The sequence below is a fragment of the Psychrobacter sp. LV10R520-6 genome (genome assembly GCF_900182925.1).
In the GTDB taxonomy this organism is placed as follows: Bacteria; Pseudomonadota; Gammaproteobacteria; order Pseudomonadales; family Moraxellaceae; genus Psychrobacter.
On record NZ_LT900024.1, the window covers coordinates 1687219 to 1706169 of the forward strand.

The following is an 18951-nucleotide window of genomic DNA, read 5'->3' on the forward strand; positions in this document are numbered from 1 at the left end:
TAAAATCGGCTAAATTAGCGACAATACGGCGAGCAGCGTTTTTAGTTTAAGCAGCACTATTCATTTTGCTATCAATCCCATTTTTACTTACCTTCACCTATGAGCTTTTAGGAATTTTTATGTCATTACAACAAACTATCGAACAAGCCTTTGAAAACCGTAATAATTATAGCCCAGCCAATATGCCACAAGACGTGCGTGATGCGATTGAGCAAGTGCTTGAGCAACTTGATAACGGTAGCCTACGCGTTGCGGAAAAAAAGGACGGTGAATGGGTGGTCAATCAGTGGGCAAAAAAAGCCGTTTTATTGTCTTTTCGTCTTAATGACAATTATGTTATGTCAGCTGGCGAACACGTACAGTTTTATGACAAAGTACCGACTAAATTTGCTGATTGGAGCGAAGCACAGTTTAAAGAAGCAGGCGTTCGTGTGGTACCACCTGCTATCGCCCGTAAAGGCTCATATATTGCACCGGGTGCCGTCTTAATGCCGTCTTATGTCAATATTGGTGCTTACGTTGATCAAGGTGCCATGGTAGATACATGGGCAACCGTTGGTTCATGTGCCCAAATTGGCAAAAACGTGCATCTATCAGGGGGCGTTGGTATCGGCGGTGTCTTAGAGCCATTGCAAGCCAATCCTACTATTATTGAAGACAACTGCTTCATCGGGGCGCGCTCTGAGATCGTCGAAGGCGTGATCGTAGAAGAAGGCGCAGTCATCTCTATGGGCGTCTATATCGGTCAATCAACGCGTATTTATGACCGCGAAACTGGTGAGATCCATCGTGGTCGCGTGCCAGCCGGATCAGTAGTTGTACCAGGCTCATTACCTTCAGAAGACGGTACGCACAGCTTATACGCTGCTATTATTGTGAAAAAGGTCGATGCCCAAACGCGCGCCAAAACTGCAGTAAATGAGCTATTACGTTTAGACTAATTATTTAGCGAATAAGTGATTACTCCTTATAGATAATCGCGATAACGGTATTAATTAAAAATGAGATGCTGAGGGTGAACTTCAGCGTCTTTTTTACAGCTTAACACCCCGTCTTACGTTATAATTCATCTTGAAATACAACCCTATTAAAAATTATTATCCGCTATTGCAACTATGGTAGCTTTTTTAATGATGCTTTTTAATGGTTGTTTCTAATGAGTCTTTGCTAAGCAATTATTAATCATCTATTAATAAACTGGCCTATCACCCAGTCATATAGTTAATCCAATTTAAAAACGACACAATGCGAATGAACTACTGGAATGAATTTTTTGCAGTCTCTGTCACGCTTGTGAACAGCAGGCAAGAAAAATTCATGCTAGTAGCACGTTGCTACAAGAGTATTCCTTTTATTTTGAATCAACTATACCCAAATGAGCAGTACCCAACCTTACATACTATTGGCCTAGAGTTTTTCACTCGGTCAGGTCGCAGTGTGTGTTATTTTTCTTTTGTCTGACGACCGTGTTTAGTACGCTTGCTGCTATTGTTAATTGGCAAGCTTGAACGTGGTATCGACACCCTATCTTATTTGAAAACGTTATGACTGAGCTATTGCTACGCAGCCCTGCTATCCCTGTTACTGACCCTGAAGCTGGGTTACGAATTACTGAGGTTTTTTATTCCTTGCAAGGTGAGGCATTGACTTCAGGTTTGCCGACCATATTTGTGCGCCTGACTGGCTGTCCACTTCGCTGTGTGTATTGTGATACTGAATATGCTTTTAGTGGCGGCGAACGTCAATCGTTAGAGACCATCATAGCAACTATCCAAAGCTATCCGTGCAAGCGGATTTGTCTGACCGGTGGTGAGCCTTTAGCACAGCCAAATGCGATTGAGCTGATCAAACGTTTGCTTGCCGAGGATTATGAAATCTCTTTAGAGACCGCAGGCGCGCTTTCAATACAAAATGTCCCGCCAGCAGTCAGCAAAGTGATGGATCTTAAAACGCCAAGCTCAGGAGAGGTAGATAAAAACCTATGGTCCAACCTTGATTATCTTACTCAGCACGATCAGCTTAAGTTTGTCATTATGAACCGCGAAGATTACGACTGGGCCAAGGCCAAATTTATCGAACACCAGTTAGATAAGCTGGTTGGTACCGTTTGGTTTTCACCGATGTTCAATGTAGCGAAAGATGATGCTTTAAATAATAACAGTCCCGATGTACCGCTATTAGCGCGCGAGCTGGCTGAATGGATGTTAGCCGATGCCCTACCGGTGCGCTTTCAGTTGCAATTGCATAAAATTATTTGGGCAGATGCTAAGGGTAAATAATTAAAATAATAGCCTGAGCCGAACAACCAAAGTTGATTCAAAGACAAGAAACGGCAAGGACACAGGGATGGTCAAACTAATTTTATTGGGCTTATTGGCCGGTGCACTATTTAGCTCAACGTTTATCCTAAACGAGGTGATGAGTTCTGCAGGTGGCGATTGGTTTTGGTCAGCCAGCTTACGTTATATTTTTATGTGGCTGATGATTACGGTGATTATCACCATGCAGCATGGATTTGGTCGCATCAAGGAATTGACCGCTATCTTCCGTGAGCATTGGGGCTTTTGGTGTATTACCGGTAGTATTGGCTTTGGGGTGTTTTATACCGGCATTTGCTATGCTGGCGACCACGTTGCTGGCTGGGTAGTAGCAGCCACCTTTATGTTTACCGTGGTGACTAGCTTATTGGTACTGCTAGCCTTTGGACAGCGATTTGATAAAAAATTCATTATTTACGCGCTATTGGTATTTCTTGGTGTGGTATTAGTAAACGTCAGCGAAGGTCTACGTGCCTCCGATGTGGCAGATATGGCTTCCTCCGCTTCAATGACAGATATGCTGCTCTACGGCGCGCTACCGGCTCTAGTAGCAGCTTTTAGCTATCCCATTGGCAATCAGCTGGTCTGGCAAGTGTCTTACAATTCCCGAAAGCATACCGCCGAGTTGCGTAAACTACGCGAAGGCAATGTTAATCAAAACCACACACATCAAAACGACTTTGACGAAAATACGCAGCAACTCGTCACTGAAGCGCCCACTTTATCTATTGACGTCAATAATACTGCGAGCGAAAGTAGCGCTTTAAAGGCAGGACACACGGCCCAAACTCAGCCCAAGTCCATGCTCCAAAAACTAATTGCCCGCATCCCGGCTATTGAGACTGACCTCTTACAAAATGCGTTTAATAAAGTATGGTTAATGACCCTTGGCAGTTTGCCGTTTTGGCTGTTTTTAGGCATTATAGTGCGTCCTGAATTACCCAGTACCTCACAGGTGTTCAATACCTCGCTCGTGGCTTTATTAGCAGGAGTTGGAGCGACCAGCATCTTTTTATATGCGCGTGAGAGAGCCGTGACCTCCAGCGAAGTTGCCGGTGTTGACTCTACCCAAGCCAGTGAGGTTATCTTTGCCTTGATTGGCGGTATACTACTGCTCAATAACGCTCTGCCCTCGACCATGGGTCTGATCGGTATTGGTCTTATTATGCTGGGGTTGATCCTGTTTGCAAAAGACGGCTAAAATCAATTTAATAGCTAATATAGTCGGTACACTTTAGAAAAGATACAGTGTGGCTGGTAGAAATCTTTGCAGCCTCTGTCTGGCGACAGCGCACAGCACGCTAGAAAATTTTACCAGTTGCACGCATTTATCTACGTATCACTTTTATTTAGCCTTGACTATAGATAGACAATCACTATGATAAGCAAATTTTATGTTGAGCAACATTTAGGGAAATAACGATGGTCCATACTTTCATTTTCCCCGATATCTTGCTGTACTTATTGGATATGGTTGGGGTCATTGCCTGCGCTATAGCTGGCACGTTGCTTGCGCAGCACAAAGGCTTCGATATTTCAGGCTGTATCTTAGTAGCGATGGTCAATGCAATTGGCGGCGGCACGCTACGCGATATGGCACTAGATCGACATCCTCTATTCTGGATGACAGATCTCAATTATGTGATTGTCATCACAGTTACCTCCCTTATCTTACAAGTATTTTTTCATCTTTATCATAAGATTGATAACGTGCTTAAACTCTTTGATGCTATAGGTCTAGCATCATTTAGTGTCATTGGCTTTAAAATCGCTTTAACGCAAGATATGTCACCCCTGATTGCCGTTATGATGGGCGTATGGACTGCTATTATCGGCGGATTACTACGCGATATTATCTGTAATGAGATACCGCTCGTGCTGCAGCGCGAGATTTATATTAGTGCGAGCGTTGCAGGATCAGTGACTTATTTGCTACTTGATTACTGCGGTGTTAATCCCGGAATCAATAAATTTATTATGCTGAGCGTCATCTTTGCGGTTCGTATGTTGGCGCTCAGATTTGATTGGCATCTACCCTCTATCCACTTGGTTAAATAAGCAGTTGGTACTCCTTGCCAAATGAAATAAAGACAAAGCAACACGTTACGATTTGACAATAATTAAATATTTTAGCGAGACTTACACATGCTGGCTATCGCATTGAACACCTTGGATCCTGCTGCGCTGATCACCACTTTTGACCCACGATCTTTGCTATATCTATTTGACATGATTGGTATTGTGGCTTGTAGTATCTCAGGCACGATACTAGCCAAGTACAAAAACTTTGATGTGTTTGGTTGCTTACTGGTGTCAATAGTCACGGCTATTGGCGGTGGCACCGTGCGCGATGTCATTTTGGATCGTCATCCGCTATTTTGGATGGTAGATATGAGCTACCTTACGGTCATCACCATATCTTCACTAGTGATGCAGATATTCTTTTATCCCAACTCAAGGCGCGTCGATAAATTCCTCAAGCTATCCGATACCATTGGATTGTCAGCTTTTACCTTGATCGGTATCAAGGTTGCCAACAGTATGGGCGCAAACATCCCCGTGGCGCTATTGCTTGGGGTGATTACCATCATTGTCGGCGGTATCATCCGCGATATGATCTGTAACGAGATTCCGCTCGTGCTTCAACAAGAGATTTATATCACCGCGGCTTTAGCTGGTGGCGTGCTCTACTTCGTTATGCACGCATTTGGTGTGATTGAGTGGGTCGCAGATATCTCCGCCATGAGCACTATTTTTACCTTGCGTATGCTGGCAATCCGTTATGATTGGAAATTTCCAGATATTGGACTAATGAAAAACCATCCGTTTTAAGGGATGGTTTACGTGGGTAGCCGCTAGGTTAATAAAACAAAAGTAAAAACCATCACCTTTAAAATCATTCTCTTAAAAAACAATCACTACCACATTAAATCATCTGGAATCACATAGGCCGCATAAGGATCATCAGTCGCCAGCTCAACATCTGCTGTATCGTTAGACACAACCATAAAACCTTCCAATTTTGCATCTATACGATCTGCTAAGGGACGAGGGAGCAGAGCATAACTTAGGTCATGGTTTTCTTCTAATCGCGCAATAGCCACATGGCCCGCCACTATTTGATCATATAATTTTTGGGTAATGTTAATTTTTTTCACTTTAGAGTAATCAACGAACTGATAGCTGACATCACCTTGTATATCAGTAATCTGATGCTGCTTAATCATTTGAATAATATTAGCTTTTAGCATCTTCTGCTCTAAAACCTGTTGTCTTTCTTGATTAAGCTTTTGATCCTTCTCTAGTTTTTTTTCTTGAGCTTCTGCCACCGCTTTTTTAACTTCAACATCTGATGAATCGCCAGTACGCTTGGCATGCTGAGACTGTTTGCTTATTTGCTTGGCTTTTTTGCTATCAACCAATCCAGCTTTTAAAAGTTGAGCCTGTAGGGCATTTTTGGCCATAATCCAATCACCTAAATCATAAAATCTAAAAGATATATAGTAGCAAATTTTGCTAGGGGGCGTCATCAATTAAGCCAAACGCCACAGAGACCACATGAACAGTACATCGATCATAACTTGCTAACTTAGCATAGCAGGTTGTAATAGCAAGATACGATATTTCGAAAGTCACGACGCTTTACGCATCAATAACGGCCAAATCTTTAACCATCAGCTGTAAGCTTTTTTTACCATTCCACTCATTAATATCGAGCTCAAACAATAAGTGCACCTTTTCAGCCCGGTAATCCCACGCACTACTATCAAAGTTAAAATAAATAGCGTCAATTGGATATTGTACATCGGGATAGCGCAGTGATAACTTCAGATGTTTGTCTTTTAACACTTTAAAGCTGAGTACTTCAAACACGCCATCGAATATGGGCGGTGCAAAACCATGACCCCAAATGCTGGCCTCGGCTAATGTATCGACAAACCATAAGCTAAAGTCTACGGCCTGTAGTGACCCGTCGGTGAACTTCTGCTCTGCAAAAACTTCGTCGTCAAGCTGCCCCATGACGTTATCAAAGGCACTAACAAAAGCGTCAAAATTGCCGCGTTTAAGGGTCAAGCCTGCCGCCATCGCATGACCACCAAAGTGGCTGATTAGATTGGGGTTCTGCTCTGCTACTTGCTCGATAGCATCACGTATATGCACGCCTGCAATCGAACGCGCTGAACCTTTAATCGCGTCGTCCTTACCTACGCGCTGCGTATCTGCTGGTGCAAACACAATGCTAGGACGATAATGACTTTCTTTTAAGCGTCCCGCCACAATACCGATGACCCCTTGATGCCAATCATCTCGATATAAAATAATGCTGCGATTGCTATTATTGTTGTCACCATCAAACGTTTTTTGATCCGCTACTTTGTGAGGGATAATGTCATCATTATTAATAGTGTTATCAGTAGCGTCTTCGGTGCTGTCCTCGCTATTATCAATAAGCCCACTATTAGCATTTAAGGTTTCCACAATGCTATCAGCCTGGGATCGCATGTCACCTTCGACCCGACGGCGCTCGCGATTTAGCTGCTCAAGCTCCTGTGCTAAACGCTGAGCGGTAGACCAATCTTCGGTCAGTAAACATTCGATACCCACACGCATATTGTCCATACGTCCAGCGGCATTAATCCTTGGCCCTAATACAAAGCCAAAATCCTGCGCCTGCAATTGCTTCGGGTCACGACCTGCTTGTTCAAGGAGTGCCAAGATACCCATACAGCATCGACCTTGACGGATAGCGGCTAGCCCATGATGGACTAAAATACGATTGTTTTTATCCAGTATGCCAACATCAGCAATCGTTCCAAGTGCCACTAAGTCTAAATATTGACTCACTTGCACAGTAGACTTGCCCGCTTCGCGACGCAATTTTGCCAAGCGTCCGAGTACATAAAAAGCCACGCCTACCCCGACCAAAGCCTTACTGATAAAATTACAGTCTTGTTGATTGGGATTGACTACTGCTTCAGCAGGCGGTACCGATTTGGTGGTTAAATGGTGATCGGTAATAATGACTGTGATGCCATCGGCCTGCGCGCGTGCCACGCCTTCATGGCTTGAGATACCATTATCTACGGTGACAATGACCTGCGGCTGATAGGTCTCAATGCCTAACTCTACAATCTCAGGCGTCAAACCATAACCATATTTAAAACGATCTGGTACCAGAAAATCGACCACTGCACCCATCGCGGTCAAGGCACGCATCATCAGCGCGGTACTGGTCGCACCATCACAGTCAAAGTCGCCAACGATAAGAATACGCTGACCCTCATCAATGGCCACATCCAATAAGCGCACGGCTTCGGTGACACCATGCAGCATCTCAGCAGGCAGTAAACCGGATAACTGAGTTTCAAGCTCATCAGGCTCAAGGATACCGCGACCTGCATAAAGCTTAGCAAGGGTCAAAGATTGAGCTGCAAGTGATTGCAGCGCGATGGGCAGCTCGTCAATGCGAGTGCCGGTATAACGGGGGGTTAAATTTAGCATGTCCGTATTCTACTGGCTTTGGTAGGCGGCCACAATGCTAATTTATAGCAGATTAGTTTATTATAAAAGGCCATTGGCTTTTTTTTATTTCACAACACCATTATTAAGCTGGTTCATTCCTATATCTCACTTATAATTTGCAAAAACCTTGCATAGATACAGCCCTTCTTTGTATTTTGATACAAAGCTATAATTGTATCGTGCTCATAAACCCATAAAATGATAACTAACTGTAATACTTGAGATTTATTTACTATATAATCACTTTATAAGGAAGACGCTATGAAAACCACTCCAAAAGCCGAAAAAATCCCAAATACGATTGACCCGAATCTAAATCTTAATCAAGTTAAAAAAGAATGTAAGGCAATGGTCAAAAAACGTGCCAAGTTCTCTGCAGGTGTGGCCATCGTCCCTGTGCCCTTCTTTGATGTAGCCATAGATGCTGGCATGTTAACCCAACTGCTACCTGACATCAGTGAACGCTTTGGGCTGATTGAAGATCGTAAATCCGCAGTAGACTTAGAGTCACGCGCTATTCATTGGGGCGCTTTAAAAGATCGTACGGTCGATTTTGCGGGCCTCATGGCAACACGTGGTATTGTCAAAAAGACGGTTCAGGGCTTCGGTGGCCGTATTGCTGCTAAGCAAGTCACTAAGTTTATTCCACTTGGTGGACAATTGGTCGCCGCTACCATGGGTTATATGATCTTTAAGAAAATCGCCTTTGACCATATCGAAGAATGCTACAAACTAGCCAAAGATATTCAAACAAAGCAACAGGGTAAGAATGTCTAAAACTTAGATCTAGAACATGGAACTAACTGTCCAAAAATAAAAACCAGCTAAGGATAACTTGGCTGTTTTTTTTCGATTATCAATAAGTGGAACGTGGGTTAGGATATCTCCAACATATTTTGATCTTACTATATATGGTGTAAATCAACATTATAAAAATGCAAAGTTATAAAAATATGCAATAATCACAGGTTGTTATTAGTACATCAAATTGAGCAATATTTGTCATTTTTGAATACCCCTTTTTTATGCCACTTTCAGACAATATTCATAAACTTTATAGGATAAAACCATGAAAAGATTCTTAGTTTCAATTACTATGCTTGCCACCTTTGCCCTAGCGGGATGCACGACGACAACAGGGGCAAACACTACTGCAGGCAATGCTATTGGCACAGCAAATAATATTGGTATGAATGTATTTAAAGCGGCTATCGACAATCAGTGCCGTAGCGAAATTCAAAAGCAAAATGCGTGGCGAATTGCCAGTGCTGTCATGACTGCCGAACAAAAAGAAGCGGTACAAAGTAACGTTTGTGGCTGCGTGAGTGAACAAGCACCTCAGCAAGTGACCATCGTTGAGTTGGGTAGTGCGGCAATAGATTCACAATATCGTACACGACTGGTGACTAGAGTCGTCGCTAAATCTCTACAGAGTTGTTATGCAAGTTTCACAAAATAAGTAACTGATTATTAAAAATAATGAACAGTAGCACAGGGCGCGCTAATAAATTACAACGCACCCTGTGCTACTGTAAAGACTTATATCAGACTCTATAAAACGAAGGCATATAAAGCAGAAAATTTTAGAACTTATCTGTTGCAAATGGTTCTGGCTTTAAAGGGGCTGTTAAGGGTAAAGAGGCCGTTGAAGGTAAGACAACATTGTGAAAGTATTTAGATTTACCATCGAGGATTTTGTTAACTTCTTTAACTAAGTCGTCGATAACGTCATCATAAATTCCGTGATTCAGTTCTTGGTCAAAAGAGGTAAATGGATGTTTACGAGCCGCTGCTCTTACGTCAGTAACACCTTGCTTAGTATAAAAAATATTGACTCGGCCATCACTATTTAAGACACACTTTAGCTCACCCTCTTCAACCACCATCTCTACATTCTCAGGCATGAAGATATAATCATCCACATCAAGTAGTTCTTTCTCTATTCCTCTTTTTAAAAACGATTTAATATCAAACATAGTTACATCCTTAAAATTCGTAAACTTATAATCAGAATCGATTCAAAACAGCTGTCATATAAGCTAGGATTTATGACTCTATCCTACCCAAACCCACTGTCTTTTTTAAGTTGCAAAGTGTAAAAATACGTTTGATATTAGCAATAATGGGGTGTTGAGGTTATATGGCGTAGGAATCGTAGCGTGGGTTAGCGATAGCGTAACCCACGGGTTTTAGTAATAAGTATATTATTTTTTATTAATCCATTGTATTCCTGCTAATTTTTTGCACTTTACGACGGGCACAGCATTTGACATAGCTAAAAATCCAGACTCTATTTCTTCTTTATAAGTCAGAAATGTAATATCTACTTTTAACCCACTAAAAGACTCTAAATATTTAATCATACTTTGATACTTTTTAAAAACGTATTTTGGGTGACAACTATAAGGGTTATATAAGCATAGAATATCTAAATCATTAGGAAAATCAGTATTTAAATAAGATCCAAAGACATAAACTGACGTGCCTTTAGGCAACTTTATATGCATAGACTGGTTTTCCCTCATCGTCTTTTTTATAAAATAATTTAGGGTTGTCCGAATAGATTGCCCCTAAAAACTCTCCTATATTATAAATTCCTAAATCATTAATAGTTTCATAGCGGAGTTTATCAAGCTAGTTGTCACCATAAGCCGGTTTAAACTCTTCTAAAGCAAATGTGCTTTCAACTCCAACACTTTGTCGCGAGTTTTCGCTGCATCCTCAAACTTCAAATCACGCGACATCTGCTTCATTAACTTCTCAAGACGACTGATTTCTTTAGCCAATAAGTCAGGACTACGTAAAATACTGATATCGACATCAGGCAAATTACTCTTGACCGGAATAGCTTGGTTGTCATTGGCATCCAAATCTTCACCAGTATCAATCTTATCCGTGACGTTCCGGCGCGCGCCCCTTGGGGTAATATTATGCTCAAGGTTAAAGGCCACTTGTTTTTCGCGGCGACGATCTGTCTCCTCTATCGCTTTTTGCATACTGTTCGTAATGCGATCCGCATAAAGAATGGCTTTACCATTAATATGACGCGCAGCACGACCAATGGTTTGAATCAAGGCACGCTCAGAGCGCAAGAAGCCCTCTTTATCCGCATCAAATATCGCTACCAATGATACTTCTGGCATATCGAGACCTTCTCGCAGCAAGTTAATACCGACCAGCACATCATGCACGCCCGTCCGTAGCTCATGAATAATCTGCATGCGTTCAAGGGTATCGATATCTGAATGGAGATAAGCGACTTTGACATCGTATTCTTTTAGATAACTGGTCAAGTCCTCCGACATACGCTTGGTCAAAGTGGTGATTAATACGCGCTCATCTTTTTCGCGGCGTTTGCTGATTTCCGATAGAACATCATCAACTTGCGTCAATACCGGACGAATCTCAATCTCAGGGTCAATAAGACCGGTTGGACGCACCACTTGCTCGACCACTTGTTCGCTGTGCTCAAACTCATATAACGCTGGCGTTGCACTGACATAGATAGTGGTTGGCTTAATGCGCTCCCACTCTTCAAACTTCATCGGACGGTTATTCATCGCGCTTGGTAGACGAAAGCCATAATTAACCAAGTTTTCTTTCCGTGATCTATCGCCTTTATACATCGCACCGATTTGCGATACCGTGACATGCGACTCATCAAGGAACAATAAAGCATCCTCTGGAATATAATCAAACAAGGTCGGCGGCGATTCCCCTGATGGACGACCAGATAAATGCTGTGAGTAGTTCTCAATGCCATTACAGTAGCCGAGCTGTTGAATCATCTCTAGGTCATACTGGGTACGCTCTTTTAGACGCTGCGCTTCAATCAATTTATTATTATCACGGAAATATTCAAGACGCGGCTCAAGCTCAGCTCGGATAGTATGAGTTGCGGCCTCTAGCTTATTACGCGGGGTCACATAATGCGACTTTGGATAAATGGTAATACGTGGCACACTGCGTACCGTTTTACCCGTTAACGGATCAAACCAAGTGATTTTCTCTACTTCATTATCGAACAAATGCACGCGTACGGCCAATTGCTCCGACTCTGCTGGATAGATATCTAATATCTCACCACGTAAGCGATAAGTACCGCGCCCAAAATCCAGCTCATTGCGCATATACTGCATTTCAACCAAGCGCTTGATAGTCGCCGTACGATCTATGCGGTCACCAACTACGATATGTAGCAGCATTTTCAGGTAACTTTCCGGGTCGCCCAAACCATAAATGCAGGATACCGAAGCAACAATAATTGCATCACGGCGTTCTAGTAAGGCACGAGTTGCTGACAGGCGCATTTGGTCAATATGATCATTAATAGCACTGTCTTTTTCGATAAAGGTATCACTGGCGGCTACATAAGCTTCAGGCTGATAGTAGTCATAATAACTGACGAAATACTCAACGGCATTATTCGGAAAGAACGCTTTAAACTCGCCATATAACTGCGCTGCTAAGGTCTTGTTATGCGCCATAATAATGGTTGGCTTCTGACATTCGCTGATGACTTTTGCCATGGTATAAGTCTTACCAGAGCCAGTTACGCCAAGCAATAACTGCTCATCCATACCAGAATTAATCCCTTTTACCAACTTATCGATCGCTTGTGGCTGATCGCCTGCGGGCTCAAATTCAGTGACCATCTCAAAGGGGCGACTCGCTATTTGCGTTCCTGATGCATTGACACCACTAATTTCAGCTTCGCCTTGCAGCTGAGTGGCCAATTGGTTTAACTGACGCGATGAGCGCGGTTCGGGCATACGCATAACGGCTTTCTTCTTCTTAAGGTTTATAACAATGTGGGGGCTAAGCTGCTATTTTTAAAGGACAATTGAGGGGTTTATCATTAGGATTAATGGATTAATTTGACAGTAGATAAGGCCTGATACGGATGCGCTTCAACCCAGACAACTAGGCGAACAGGTACCCTTGCAAACAATAAGTTTAAGTATTCTTCGATGGCTCACTATAATAGATGTAAATGAGAACTAAATACATTCCAACGACAAAACACAGTGAAAGGAAAGCCTGAAAACTCAGGTATAGTTTAAGGCGAATCATTAATAACAGTAACTATAATAGTAATAAGGGAATGTTTTATGAAAGGCAACTGTCTGTGCGGTAATGTGACCGTTGAAATAGAAGATATTAACACCTTTGAGGCCTGCCACTGCGGTATGTGCCGGCGCTGGGGTAGCGACTGATGGCGTTACATAGTAATTCGAAAGTTGCTATTACGGGTCAAAAGTCAATGACTGTCTATCAATCATCAGAGTGGGCAAAGCGCGCGTTTTGTACCCATTGCGGTACCAATTTATACTATCATAAGATTGGCGCTGAGACCTATTCCTTATCGCTCGGGCTATTTCAGGACCACCCCAACTTTAACTTTGAAAGCCAGCTATTTATTGATAAAAAGCCCGACTATTATGAGTTCGCTAACAACACTAAAAAATTAACCCAGCAGCAGTCTGACTAATGAGCTTAACAAAGCCTACAAATAAATATCAAAATTGCCTGTATAAACTTGCCTCTACTAATGGTTAGCTTTACAAAGCTTTTCATGTTTAACAAAGTTGTTACACGACCACTCAATAAAGCCTAACGCTTAGGGGTTCAATCCACGATACAAGCTGGTATTATTAATACTGAATTGATGAGCAATATAGTTAACAAGTAATGTATAGACAAAATAGTTGTTCTAAATGTGTATATTTCAGAGCAATCGTAGGTAAACATTACCTAATTTATTTATAAATAAAAACTCAATAAAATAATTTCAAATAACGGAGTAAGAATATGAGAGAACGTTACGCAAGTGGAATAGACGACGCTACCGCACAAAAAATGTCAGATTTGTTAAATGCTAACTTAGCAAACGTCATTGACTTAACTTTAGATGGCAAACAGTGCCATTGGAACTTACAAGGTACTGGCTTCATTGGTGTGCATCAGTTACTAGATGACACTGCTGATCGTCTACGTGATGTATCAGACATGATCGCAGAACGCATTGTTATCTTGGGCGGCGAGCCAAACGGTCTAGCAAGTCGGGTTGCCAAAGACTCTATCTTAGATGATTACCCAACGAACATTACCGAAGTGCCTGAGCATGTACGTGAGCTAACCAGCCGCTATAAAAAGGTTGCTGCTACTTTACGTCAAGCAATCGAAGCTGCAGGCGATGCCGGTGATGAAGATACCGCGGACTTGTTTACAGAAGCCAGCCGCATTATCGACAAAGACGCCTGGTTCATCGGTGCCAATACTCCTAAAAAATAAAGCTTTTATAATATAAATTTAAACTTAGATTATAAAAAGGTCACCATATTGGTGACCTTTTTTTATGCTTGCAAGATTGTGAATATTCTCAATTTAATGTTAGCAGTTTTAGTGAGTGATCATTTGAAGGTCTCTAATTAAAATTTTGAATAAAAGACCCTTAAAATTAGACTTTACCCTACTCTATAAAATATCTTTAATAATTTGTCGCAGTAATTCGCTTGGTCTGTAATGGTATCTGGTGGCTTCTCGACTACTCTTGATTGTCTGCTAGTTTTAAAGGTTCGTCATTAGGCACTGATAACGTTAAGATAGCTTCTTGAAACAGCGGATTGGCACGGAATTGGTTTTCGATATCTTCAAATTTTTGCGCGATTTTTTCTTCTTTTTGGTTGCCCGCAATATCTACTGCTGCTACCATAAATATCTTTTTAGGACCGACCCACTCTAAATGTAGATACGAGACGCTATCAATATCTGGATGATCCAGCAGCTCGCCTAAAATATAGTGATGCATTCTATCGGTAACTTTATAACCGACTAAGAAATCACGGTTACGGCTGATCAAAAATATTGCCACCACGCCCAATAACAAGCCTACGATGATAGAACCGAGCGCATCCCAAAATGGCTGACCCGTATAAGCGTGCATACCCATGGCAGCAGCGGCAATAACTAAGCCAACGACGGCCGCTAAATCCTCAAAGAACACACCGCGCAAAGTCGGGTTTGAAGTATCCATCACATAGCCGATTGCGCTGACATTAATCGCTTCACCATGCTTTTTACTTTGCCCATAGGCTTGTATCAAGGAAAATCCTTCGAGCACAAATGCTACCGCCAATACGATGAAGCCGATGGTGTAATTGGTATCAGTCTCAGCTGTATTCCATTCTGTAATACCAGTATAAATAGAGACAATAGCGCCTGCCATAAACACGCCAAAAGCTGCAATCATCGACCAAACATAGGACTCTTTGCCGTAGCCCAATGGATGGCTTCTATCAGCAGGTTTGATCGATTTTTTTTCTGCGACGATCAGTAACGTGCCATTGCCAGCGTCTGCCCATGAATGCGCTGCTTCGGCAATCATAGAGGCAGAACCGGTCAAAAATGCGGCAAAGGTCTTAGCAATAGCGATAATGAGATTGGCACCAACGGCAATAAATACCGTGATTAGTGAGCTTGAGTGCTTCTCATCACTATCAGGCGCTGGATTGGGATTAAAATCAGCATCATTAGGAGATCTAGACTTGCCAGCACCGCGAGCACGAGGAGGATTGTGCAACGGCGGCGTGACATTAAGATTGGTTTTTGGACTGGCGACAGATGGCTTTAAACTCATACTAGACTCAATAAAATGATAGCTTAATGGTAACTACCTTCTAACCTAAAAATACTTAACTAAAATAGCTTAATAATTAAATGTCATTACATTTGAATCAAAAGATAGCTTAGCCTAAAATAAGTTACTTAAACTATCAGTAACTTTTTAGTGAATCACTGTTTATATTTTGAGTTTTTTGCACGAGTAACAGTTAGTTTTTCTGCGAAATTCTCATAGATAAGAATTAACTAATCAATTATGTTAGAGATATCACAGCTGGGCCGACTCGAACCTTCCGTGCGTAAATGTTTACGCTCTAGGGCAGCGTCAAAACGGCACTGGCGCATCGGTGTGTTAAGTTTGAGCGGCGGAATCGGCGTCGGTTTACCATTATCATCAATGGCTACCATAGTGAAATAACAGCTATTAGTATGGCGAATGGTTCGCGCTCGTACGTCTTCGGCCTCAACCCGGATGCCAATCTCCATCGAAGTGGTACCTACATAGTTGACACTGGCAGCAAAGGTAACTAACTCACCAACATAAATAGGCTCGCGGAACATCACTTGATCGACCGATAGGGTCACGACATAACTACCGCTATAACGACTGGCACAAGCGTAGGCGACTTGGTCAAGCATTTTGAGTAAATCACCCCCATGGACATTACCGATGAAGTTGGCCATATCAGGAGTCATGAGCACCGACATGTAGAGCTCACTATTAAGAGGTGCTTTTTTGGCGGTTGAGGTAGTATTAGCTTGAGGCATTGCATTCCTTACTAGCGTTTGAGACTTATTTATTTTGAGAGACATTTATACAGCAGCGCTTATAAACTAACAACTAATCTAGCGCAAATTAATACCAGTTGGATAGTAGGCTCTCGATACCAGCTTTAATGCATAAGTAAGTATTTATATTACGTTACGCGACTAAGTGTGGCCAATCGAAGCTTATATGCTTAACCTAATTTCCTGCAGCTAAGCCACTTTTAGGCTGCTATAGTCAGTACCAGATAAAATGAATACACATATGATTTCGTATAGCGGGTAAAAATTTTGCTAGCTTGCTGTGCGACTGCGTCACTCCAGAGGCTTCGAAAATTTCTCCCAGCCATACTATATTCGTTTAAAATTGGCTCCAACTATACAGGCTATCTTTAAAATATCTAGCTTAACCAATTAAAGTGATAAGCCAACCAGGCCACGATAGCACTGACAGATCCGGTTAAAAATCCACCCCATGCAAAGTCTACCAATGCGGTATCTAGCGTAAATCCTTTATATAATGCAAGGTTGGTAAAGTCATAGGTTCCGTACGCCATCAGCCCTATTAGGCCACCAAGCAAGAAAATATATCCGACTGAGCTACCGGCTTTGATCTGTGGATACAACACCAATAGGCACAGCGCTAATACATAGAACATGTAAAACACACCAGCTGCCAACATGTTTGGTTCGTCAGCAAGCAAGTGCCCGATACGTTCCTCATAAAACGCGCTTTTCATGGTGGTTAACCAAACCGCGTCAACGCCTAAGAATATGACAACAGCTGCAAGATAGATAAATATATAGCCCATGATAATGTCCTTTTTATAGGGGTGTGCTGATAGTGTTAGCAGTATTTTAATGATGCTTTAATATAACGTTAATGGCAGTTATTTAATGACGTTTATTTAATGTAAGTAATTAACCCAAACAGCTTCGATTGCTTTTTTTAACCTATTTTGCTCATTGCTTTTTTATTGAGTTGTTCGTTATTTTATTTATCACTTAAGCCACGACTTTACGCGTCAGCGGTAACTGCTGCGGGCAAATCAGAGAAGTGTAGGCTATCAGTATTATCTGGCTTCACCGCAGTCACCTGCACCACACCAATGGTACGCTCCAAAAACCCACCTTCACAATAACAAAAGTAAAATTCCCATAAGCGTATAAAGGCCTCATCGTAACCGAGCGCTTTGATCTCTGTACGCTGCGCCATAAAAGCCGCGCGCCAATCACGCAACGTATAGGCATAGTCAAAGCCATAATCGTGTAGCTGCTTGACGACCATATCGGTCTGCTCAGCGAATTGGGTGGTCAGCTCTTGGTTTGATAGCAGGCAACCACCTGGGAAAATATGAGTCTGAATAAAGTCAACTGACTCCACATAATCATAATAGTTCTGATCGTTAAAAGTAATGGCTTGTAGCACCATCAAACCTGTAGGCTTGAGTAAGCTATTACACTTAGCGAAGAATGTCGGCAGGTATTCATGCCCGACGGCCTCAATCATCTCAATACTGACTAATTTATCGTACTGCCCTGTCAGCTCGCGGTAGTCTTGTTTGAGCAAGGTAATCTTGTCAGACAGTCCAGCTGCTTCAACACGGCGACGCGCTTCTTGGTACTGCGCATCAGAAATTGTGGTAGTAGTCACCTGACAGCCATAATAGTGCGCAGCATAAATCGCAAATCCGCCCCAGCCGGTGCCAATTTCAATCACATGGTCATCAGCTTTGAGTTGCAAGCGTTGACAAATGAGCTCCAGCTTGTGCTGCTGCGCCTGTGCAAGTGAACTATCAAGCGTAGGATATACCGCTGATGAGTACATCATAGTCGGGTCTAAAAAGCGCTCATACATGATATTGCCCAAGTCATAATGCGCTAATATATTTGATTTCGCGCCGGATTTATCATTACTACGTAGCTGATGCTTGGCCTTCTCTAAAGTCTTACTGATACCGGCAAAGCGGCTCTCTAACTTATTAACAACGGCCAAGTGGCGCGCCGCCAATCGTATCAGACCCGTCAAGTCATCAGTATCCCACTCGCCATCGATATAGCTGTCTGCTAAGGCAATCGAGCCGCCAAATAACAGCTGACGATAGACCTTGCTATCATGAACTATTAAAGTCACATTCAGACTATGCCGCCCTACCGCCGAGCTGCTAAGCGGGGCTGACTCGGTGGCTTTCAGATCTTTAGCTGTTTCTCCAAAGGTTTTCTTATATGGGCCCTGCTCATCAAAATCTTCGATCACCGTAATAATGCCGAATTGTAGGTGATTTAACGCGCGAAACACGGCCTGTCTTGCTAAATAATTCACACTATGGCTGATAGGCTTTAAGAGGGCACTATCATTCACCGTTTGGCTCACACGGGCAGTGATTTTTTCTAAGGCTGAAGTTGGCGTGCGGTTGGTTGGGCGTGCTGGCATCGTCTTATCATCCTTGTTAATAAATATTCTTATGGTAATCATCATTCGGCATGACTGTTAGGACATGTAGTACATGTTCGTAGCACACGCTTAGTACATGTACTACATGCTTAATATTTAGAACGCCGTTCCAAAAATATTACTCAAATCTCACTAAATATATCTAACTAGCTAGATTTAAAATTTTCTTTCTGCTTCAATGCCATGCGCTACCTCTCGTTTGAGACTTAGACTGACTACGACTCCACAGACTTTTTTAATTGGCGATGGAACTCACCGACCAATGAG

Annotated in this window: 18 protein-coding genes; 9 read left to right on the plus strand and 9 right to left on the minus strand. The window is 42.3% G+C overall.

Annotation, left to right across the window (positions count from 1 at the left end; genetic code table 11):
* Window positions 1-119 precede the first annotated feature (119 nt).
* The 5 genes from dapD to U1P77_RS07030 all read left to right on the plus strand — a co-directional run bounded on the left by dapD (window position 120) and on the right by U1P77_RS07030 (window position 5150).
* Window positions 120-941 carry a 2,3,4,5-tetrahydropyridine-2,6-dicarboxylate N-succinyltransferase gene (gene dapD / locus U1P77_RS07010; RefSeq protein ID WP_321154335.1) on the plus strand — a complete coding sequence of 274 codons (822 nt, stop codon included), beginning with the start codon at window positions 120-122 and terminating at the stop codon, window positions 939-941.
* 603 nt (window positions 942-1544) lie between these two features.
* Window positions 1545-2279, plus strand: coding sequence for a 7-carboxy-7-deazaguanine synthase QueE (gene queE, locus U1P77_RS07015; protein WP_321154336.1), 735 nt, complete (start codon window positions 1545-1547; stop codon window positions 2277-2279).
* 67 nt (window positions 2280-2346) lie between these two features.
* The gene (locus U1P77_RS07020; protein WP_321154337.1) at window positions 2347-3519 is read left to right on the plus strand and encodes a multidrug resistance efflux transporter family protein; all 1173 of its coding nucleotides are present in this window, start codon (window positions 2347-2349) and stop codon (window positions 3517-3519) included.
* Window positions 3520-3740: 221 nt separating this feature from the next.
* Entirely contained in the window at window positions 3741-4376 is a 636-nt protein-coding gene (locus tag U1P77_RS07025; RefSeq protein ID WP_321154338.1) for a trimeric intracellular cation channel family protein, read from the plus strand.
* 87 nt (window positions 4377-4463) lie between these two features.
* The gene (locus tag U1P77_RS07030) at window positions 4464-5150 is read left to right on the plus strand and encodes a trimeric intracellular cation channel family protein (RefSeq protein WP_321154339.1); all 687 of its coding nucleotides are present in this window, start codon (window positions 4464-4466) and stop codon (window positions 5148-5150) included.
* Window positions 5151-5236: 86 nt separating this feature from the next.
* On the opposite strand, the gene U1P77_RS07035 is transcribed toward U1P77_RS07030, so the two are convergent.
* Window positions 5237-5782: a DUF2058 domain-containing protein gene (locus U1P77_RS07035; protein ID WP_321154340.1), complete on the minus strand. Its 546-nt coding sequence runs from the start codon at window positions 5780-5782 to the stop codon at window positions 5237-5239.
* Window positions 5783-5960: 178 nt separating this feature from the next.
* Window positions 5961-7820, minus strand: coding sequence for a single-stranded-DNA-specific exonuclease RecJ (gene recJ, locus U1P77_RS07040; RefSeq protein ID WP_321154341.1), 1860 nt, complete (start codon window positions 7818-7820; stop codon window positions 5961-5963).
* A 282-nt stretch (window positions 7821-8102) separates the two neighbouring features.
* Here recJ and U1P77_RS07045 point away from each other — a divergent pair, with 282 nt between their 5' ends.
* Window positions 8103-8618 (plus strand): hypothetical protein, encoded by a 516-nt coding sequence (locus U1P77_RS07045; RefSeq protein ID WP_321154342.1) that lies wholly within the window; start codon window positions 8103-8105, stop codon window positions 8616-8618.
* 292 nt (window positions 8619-8910) lie between these two features.
* On the plus strand, window positions 8911-9300 hold the full coding sequence (locus U1P77_RS07050; RefSeq protein ID WP_321154343.1) for a hypothetical protein: 390 nt from the start codon (window positions 8911-8913) through the stop codon (window positions 9298-9300).
* A gap of 124 nt (window positions 9301-9424) precedes the next feature.
* On the opposite strand, the gene U1P77_RS07055 is transcribed toward U1P77_RS07050, so the two are convergent.
* The 3 genes from U1P77_RS07055 to uvrB form a co-directional block, all read right to left on the minus strand.
* Window positions 9425-9817 (minus strand): hypothetical protein, encoded by a 393-nt coding sequence (locus U1P77_RS07055; RefSeq protein WP_321154344.1) that lies wholly within the window; start codon window positions 9815-9817, stop codon window positions 9425-9427.
* A gap of 228 nt (window positions 9818-10045) precedes the next feature.
* A complete protein-coding gene (locus U1P77_RS07060; protein ID WP_321154345.1) occupies window positions 10046-10348 on the minus strand; it encodes a nucleotidyltransferase domain-containing protein in 303 nt (100 codons plus the stop codon).
* 159 nt (window positions 10349-10507) lie between these two features.
* Window positions 10508-12619: an excinuclease ABC subunit UvrB gene (gene uvrB / locus U1P77_RS07065; protein WP_321154346.1), complete on the minus strand. Its 2112-nt coding sequence runs from the start codon at window positions 12617-12619 to the stop codon at window positions 10508-10510.
* 437 nt (window positions 12620-13056) lie between these two features.
* On the opposite strand from uvrB, the gene U1P77_RS07070 reads away from it, so the two are divergent.
* The gene (locus U1P77_RS07070) at window positions 13057-13332 is read left to right on the plus strand and encodes a GFA family protein (RefSeq protein ID WP_321154347.1); all 276 of its coding nucleotides are present in this window, start codon (window positions 13057-13059) and stop codon (window positions 13330-13332) included.
* A gap of 320 nt (window positions 13333-13652) precedes the next feature.
* On the plus strand, window positions 13653-14135 hold the full coding sequence (gene dps / locus U1P77_RS07075) for a DNA starvation/stationary phase protection protein Dps (RefSeq protein ID WP_321154348.1): 483 nt from the start codon (window positions 13653-13655) through the stop codon (window positions 14133-14135).
* Between the two features lie 253 nt (window positions 14136-14388).
* Here dps and U1P77_RS07080 read toward each other — a convergent pair whose 3' ends face one another.
* From U1P77_RS07080 to U1P77_RS07095, 4 genes are all read right to left on the minus strand, one after another.
* On the minus strand, window positions 14389-15480 hold the full coding sequence (locus U1P77_RS07080; protein ID WP_321154349.1) for a cation diffusion facilitator family transporter: 1092 nt from the start codon (window positions 15478-15480) through the stop codon (window positions 14389-14391).
* A gap of 230 nt (window positions 15481-15710) precedes the next feature.
* Window positions 15711-16232 (minus strand): acyl-CoA thioesterase, encoded by a 522-nt coding sequence (locus U1P77_RS07085; protein WP_321154350.1) that lies wholly within the window; start codon window positions 16230-16232, stop codon window positions 15711-15713.
* A 398-nt stretch (window positions 16233-16630) separates the two neighbouring features.
* On the minus strand, window positions 16631-17041 hold the full coding sequence (locus U1P77_RS07090) for a DUF2177 family protein (protein ID WP_321154351.1): 411 nt from the start codon (window positions 17039-17041) through the stop codon (window positions 16631-16633).
* A gap of 206 nt (window positions 17042-17247) precedes the next feature.
* Complete coding sequence (locus U1P77_RS07095; protein WP_321154352.1) at window positions 17248-18663, minus strand: SAM-dependent methyltransferase; 1416 nt, start codon at window positions 18661-18663, stop codon at window positions 17248-17250.
* Between the last annotated feature and the right edge of the window lie 288 nt (window positions 18664-18951).

Bases quoted from the DNA above. Each gene is read 5' to 3' on its own strand.
- U1P77_RS07070 (WP_321154347.1), top strand. From the start codon at position 13,057: ATGGCGTTACATAGTAATTCGAAAGTTGCTATTACGGGTCAAAAGTCA.
- recJ (WP_321154341.1), bottom strand. From the start codon at position 7,820: ATGCTAAATTTAACCCCCCGTTATACCGGCACTCGCATTGACGAGCTG.
- U1P77_RS07035 (WP_321154340.1), bottom strand. From the start codon at position 5,782: ATGGCCAAAAATGCCCTACAGGCTCAACTTTTAAAAGCTGGATTGGTT.
- dapD (WP_321154335.1), top strand. From the start codon at position 120: ATGTCATTACAACAAACTATCGAACAAGCCTTTGAAAACCGTAATAAT.
- dps (WP_321154348.1), top strand. From the start codon at position 13,653: ATGAGAGAACGTTACGCAAGTGGAATAGACGACGCTACCGCACAAAAA.
- queE (WP_321154336.1), top strand. From the start codon at position 1,545: ATGACTGAGCTATTGCTACGCAGCCCTGCTATCCCTGTTACTGACCCT.
- U1P77_RS07020 (WP_321154337.1), top strand. From the start codon at position 2,347: ATGGTCAAACTAATTTTATTGGGCTTATTGGCCGGTGCACTATTTAGC.
- U1P77_RS07045 (WP_321154342.1), top strand. From the start codon at position 8,103: ATGAAAACCACTCCAAAAGCCGAAAAAATCCCAAATACGATTGACCCG.
- uvrB (WP_321154346.1), bottom strand. From the start codon at position 12,619: ATGCGTATGCCCGAACCGCGCTCATCGCGTCAGTTAAACCAATTGGCC.
- U1P77_RS07085 (WP_321154350.1), bottom strand. From the start codon at position 16,232: ATGCCTCAAGCTAATACTACCTCAACCGCCAAAAAAGCACCTCTTAAT.
- U1P77_RS07060 (WP_321154345.1), bottom strand. From the start codon at position 10,348: ATGCATATAAAGTTGCCTAAAGGCACGTCAGTTTATGTCTTTGGATCT.
- U1P77_RS07030 (WP_321154339.1), top strand. From the start codon at position 4,464: ATGCTGGCTATCGCATTGAACACCTTGGATCCTGCTGCGCTGATCACC.
- U1P77_RS07080 (WP_321154349.1), bottom strand. From the start codon at position 15,480: ATGAGTTTAAAGCCATCTGTCGCCAGTCCAAAAACCAATCTTAATGTC.
- U1P77_RS07025 (WP_321154338.1), top strand. From the start codon at position 3,741: ATGGTCCATACTTTCATTTTCCCCGATATCTTGCTGTACTTATTGGAT.
- U1P77_RS07095 (WP_321154352.1), bottom strand. From the start codon at position 18,663: ATGCCAGCACGCCCAACCAACCGCACGCCAACTTCAGCCTTAGAAAAA.
- U1P77_RS07055 (WP_321154344.1), bottom strand. From the start codon at position 9,817: ATGTTTGATATTAAATCGTTTTTAAAAAGAGGAATAGAGAAAGAACTA.
- U1P77_RS07090 (WP_321154351.1), bottom strand. From the start codon at position 17,041: ATGGGCTATATATTTATCTATCTTGCAGCTGTTGTCATATTCTTAGGC.
- U1P77_RS07050 (WP_321154343.1), top strand. From the start codon at position 8,911: ATGAAAAGATTCTTAGTTTCAATTACTATGCTTGCCACCTTTGCCCTA.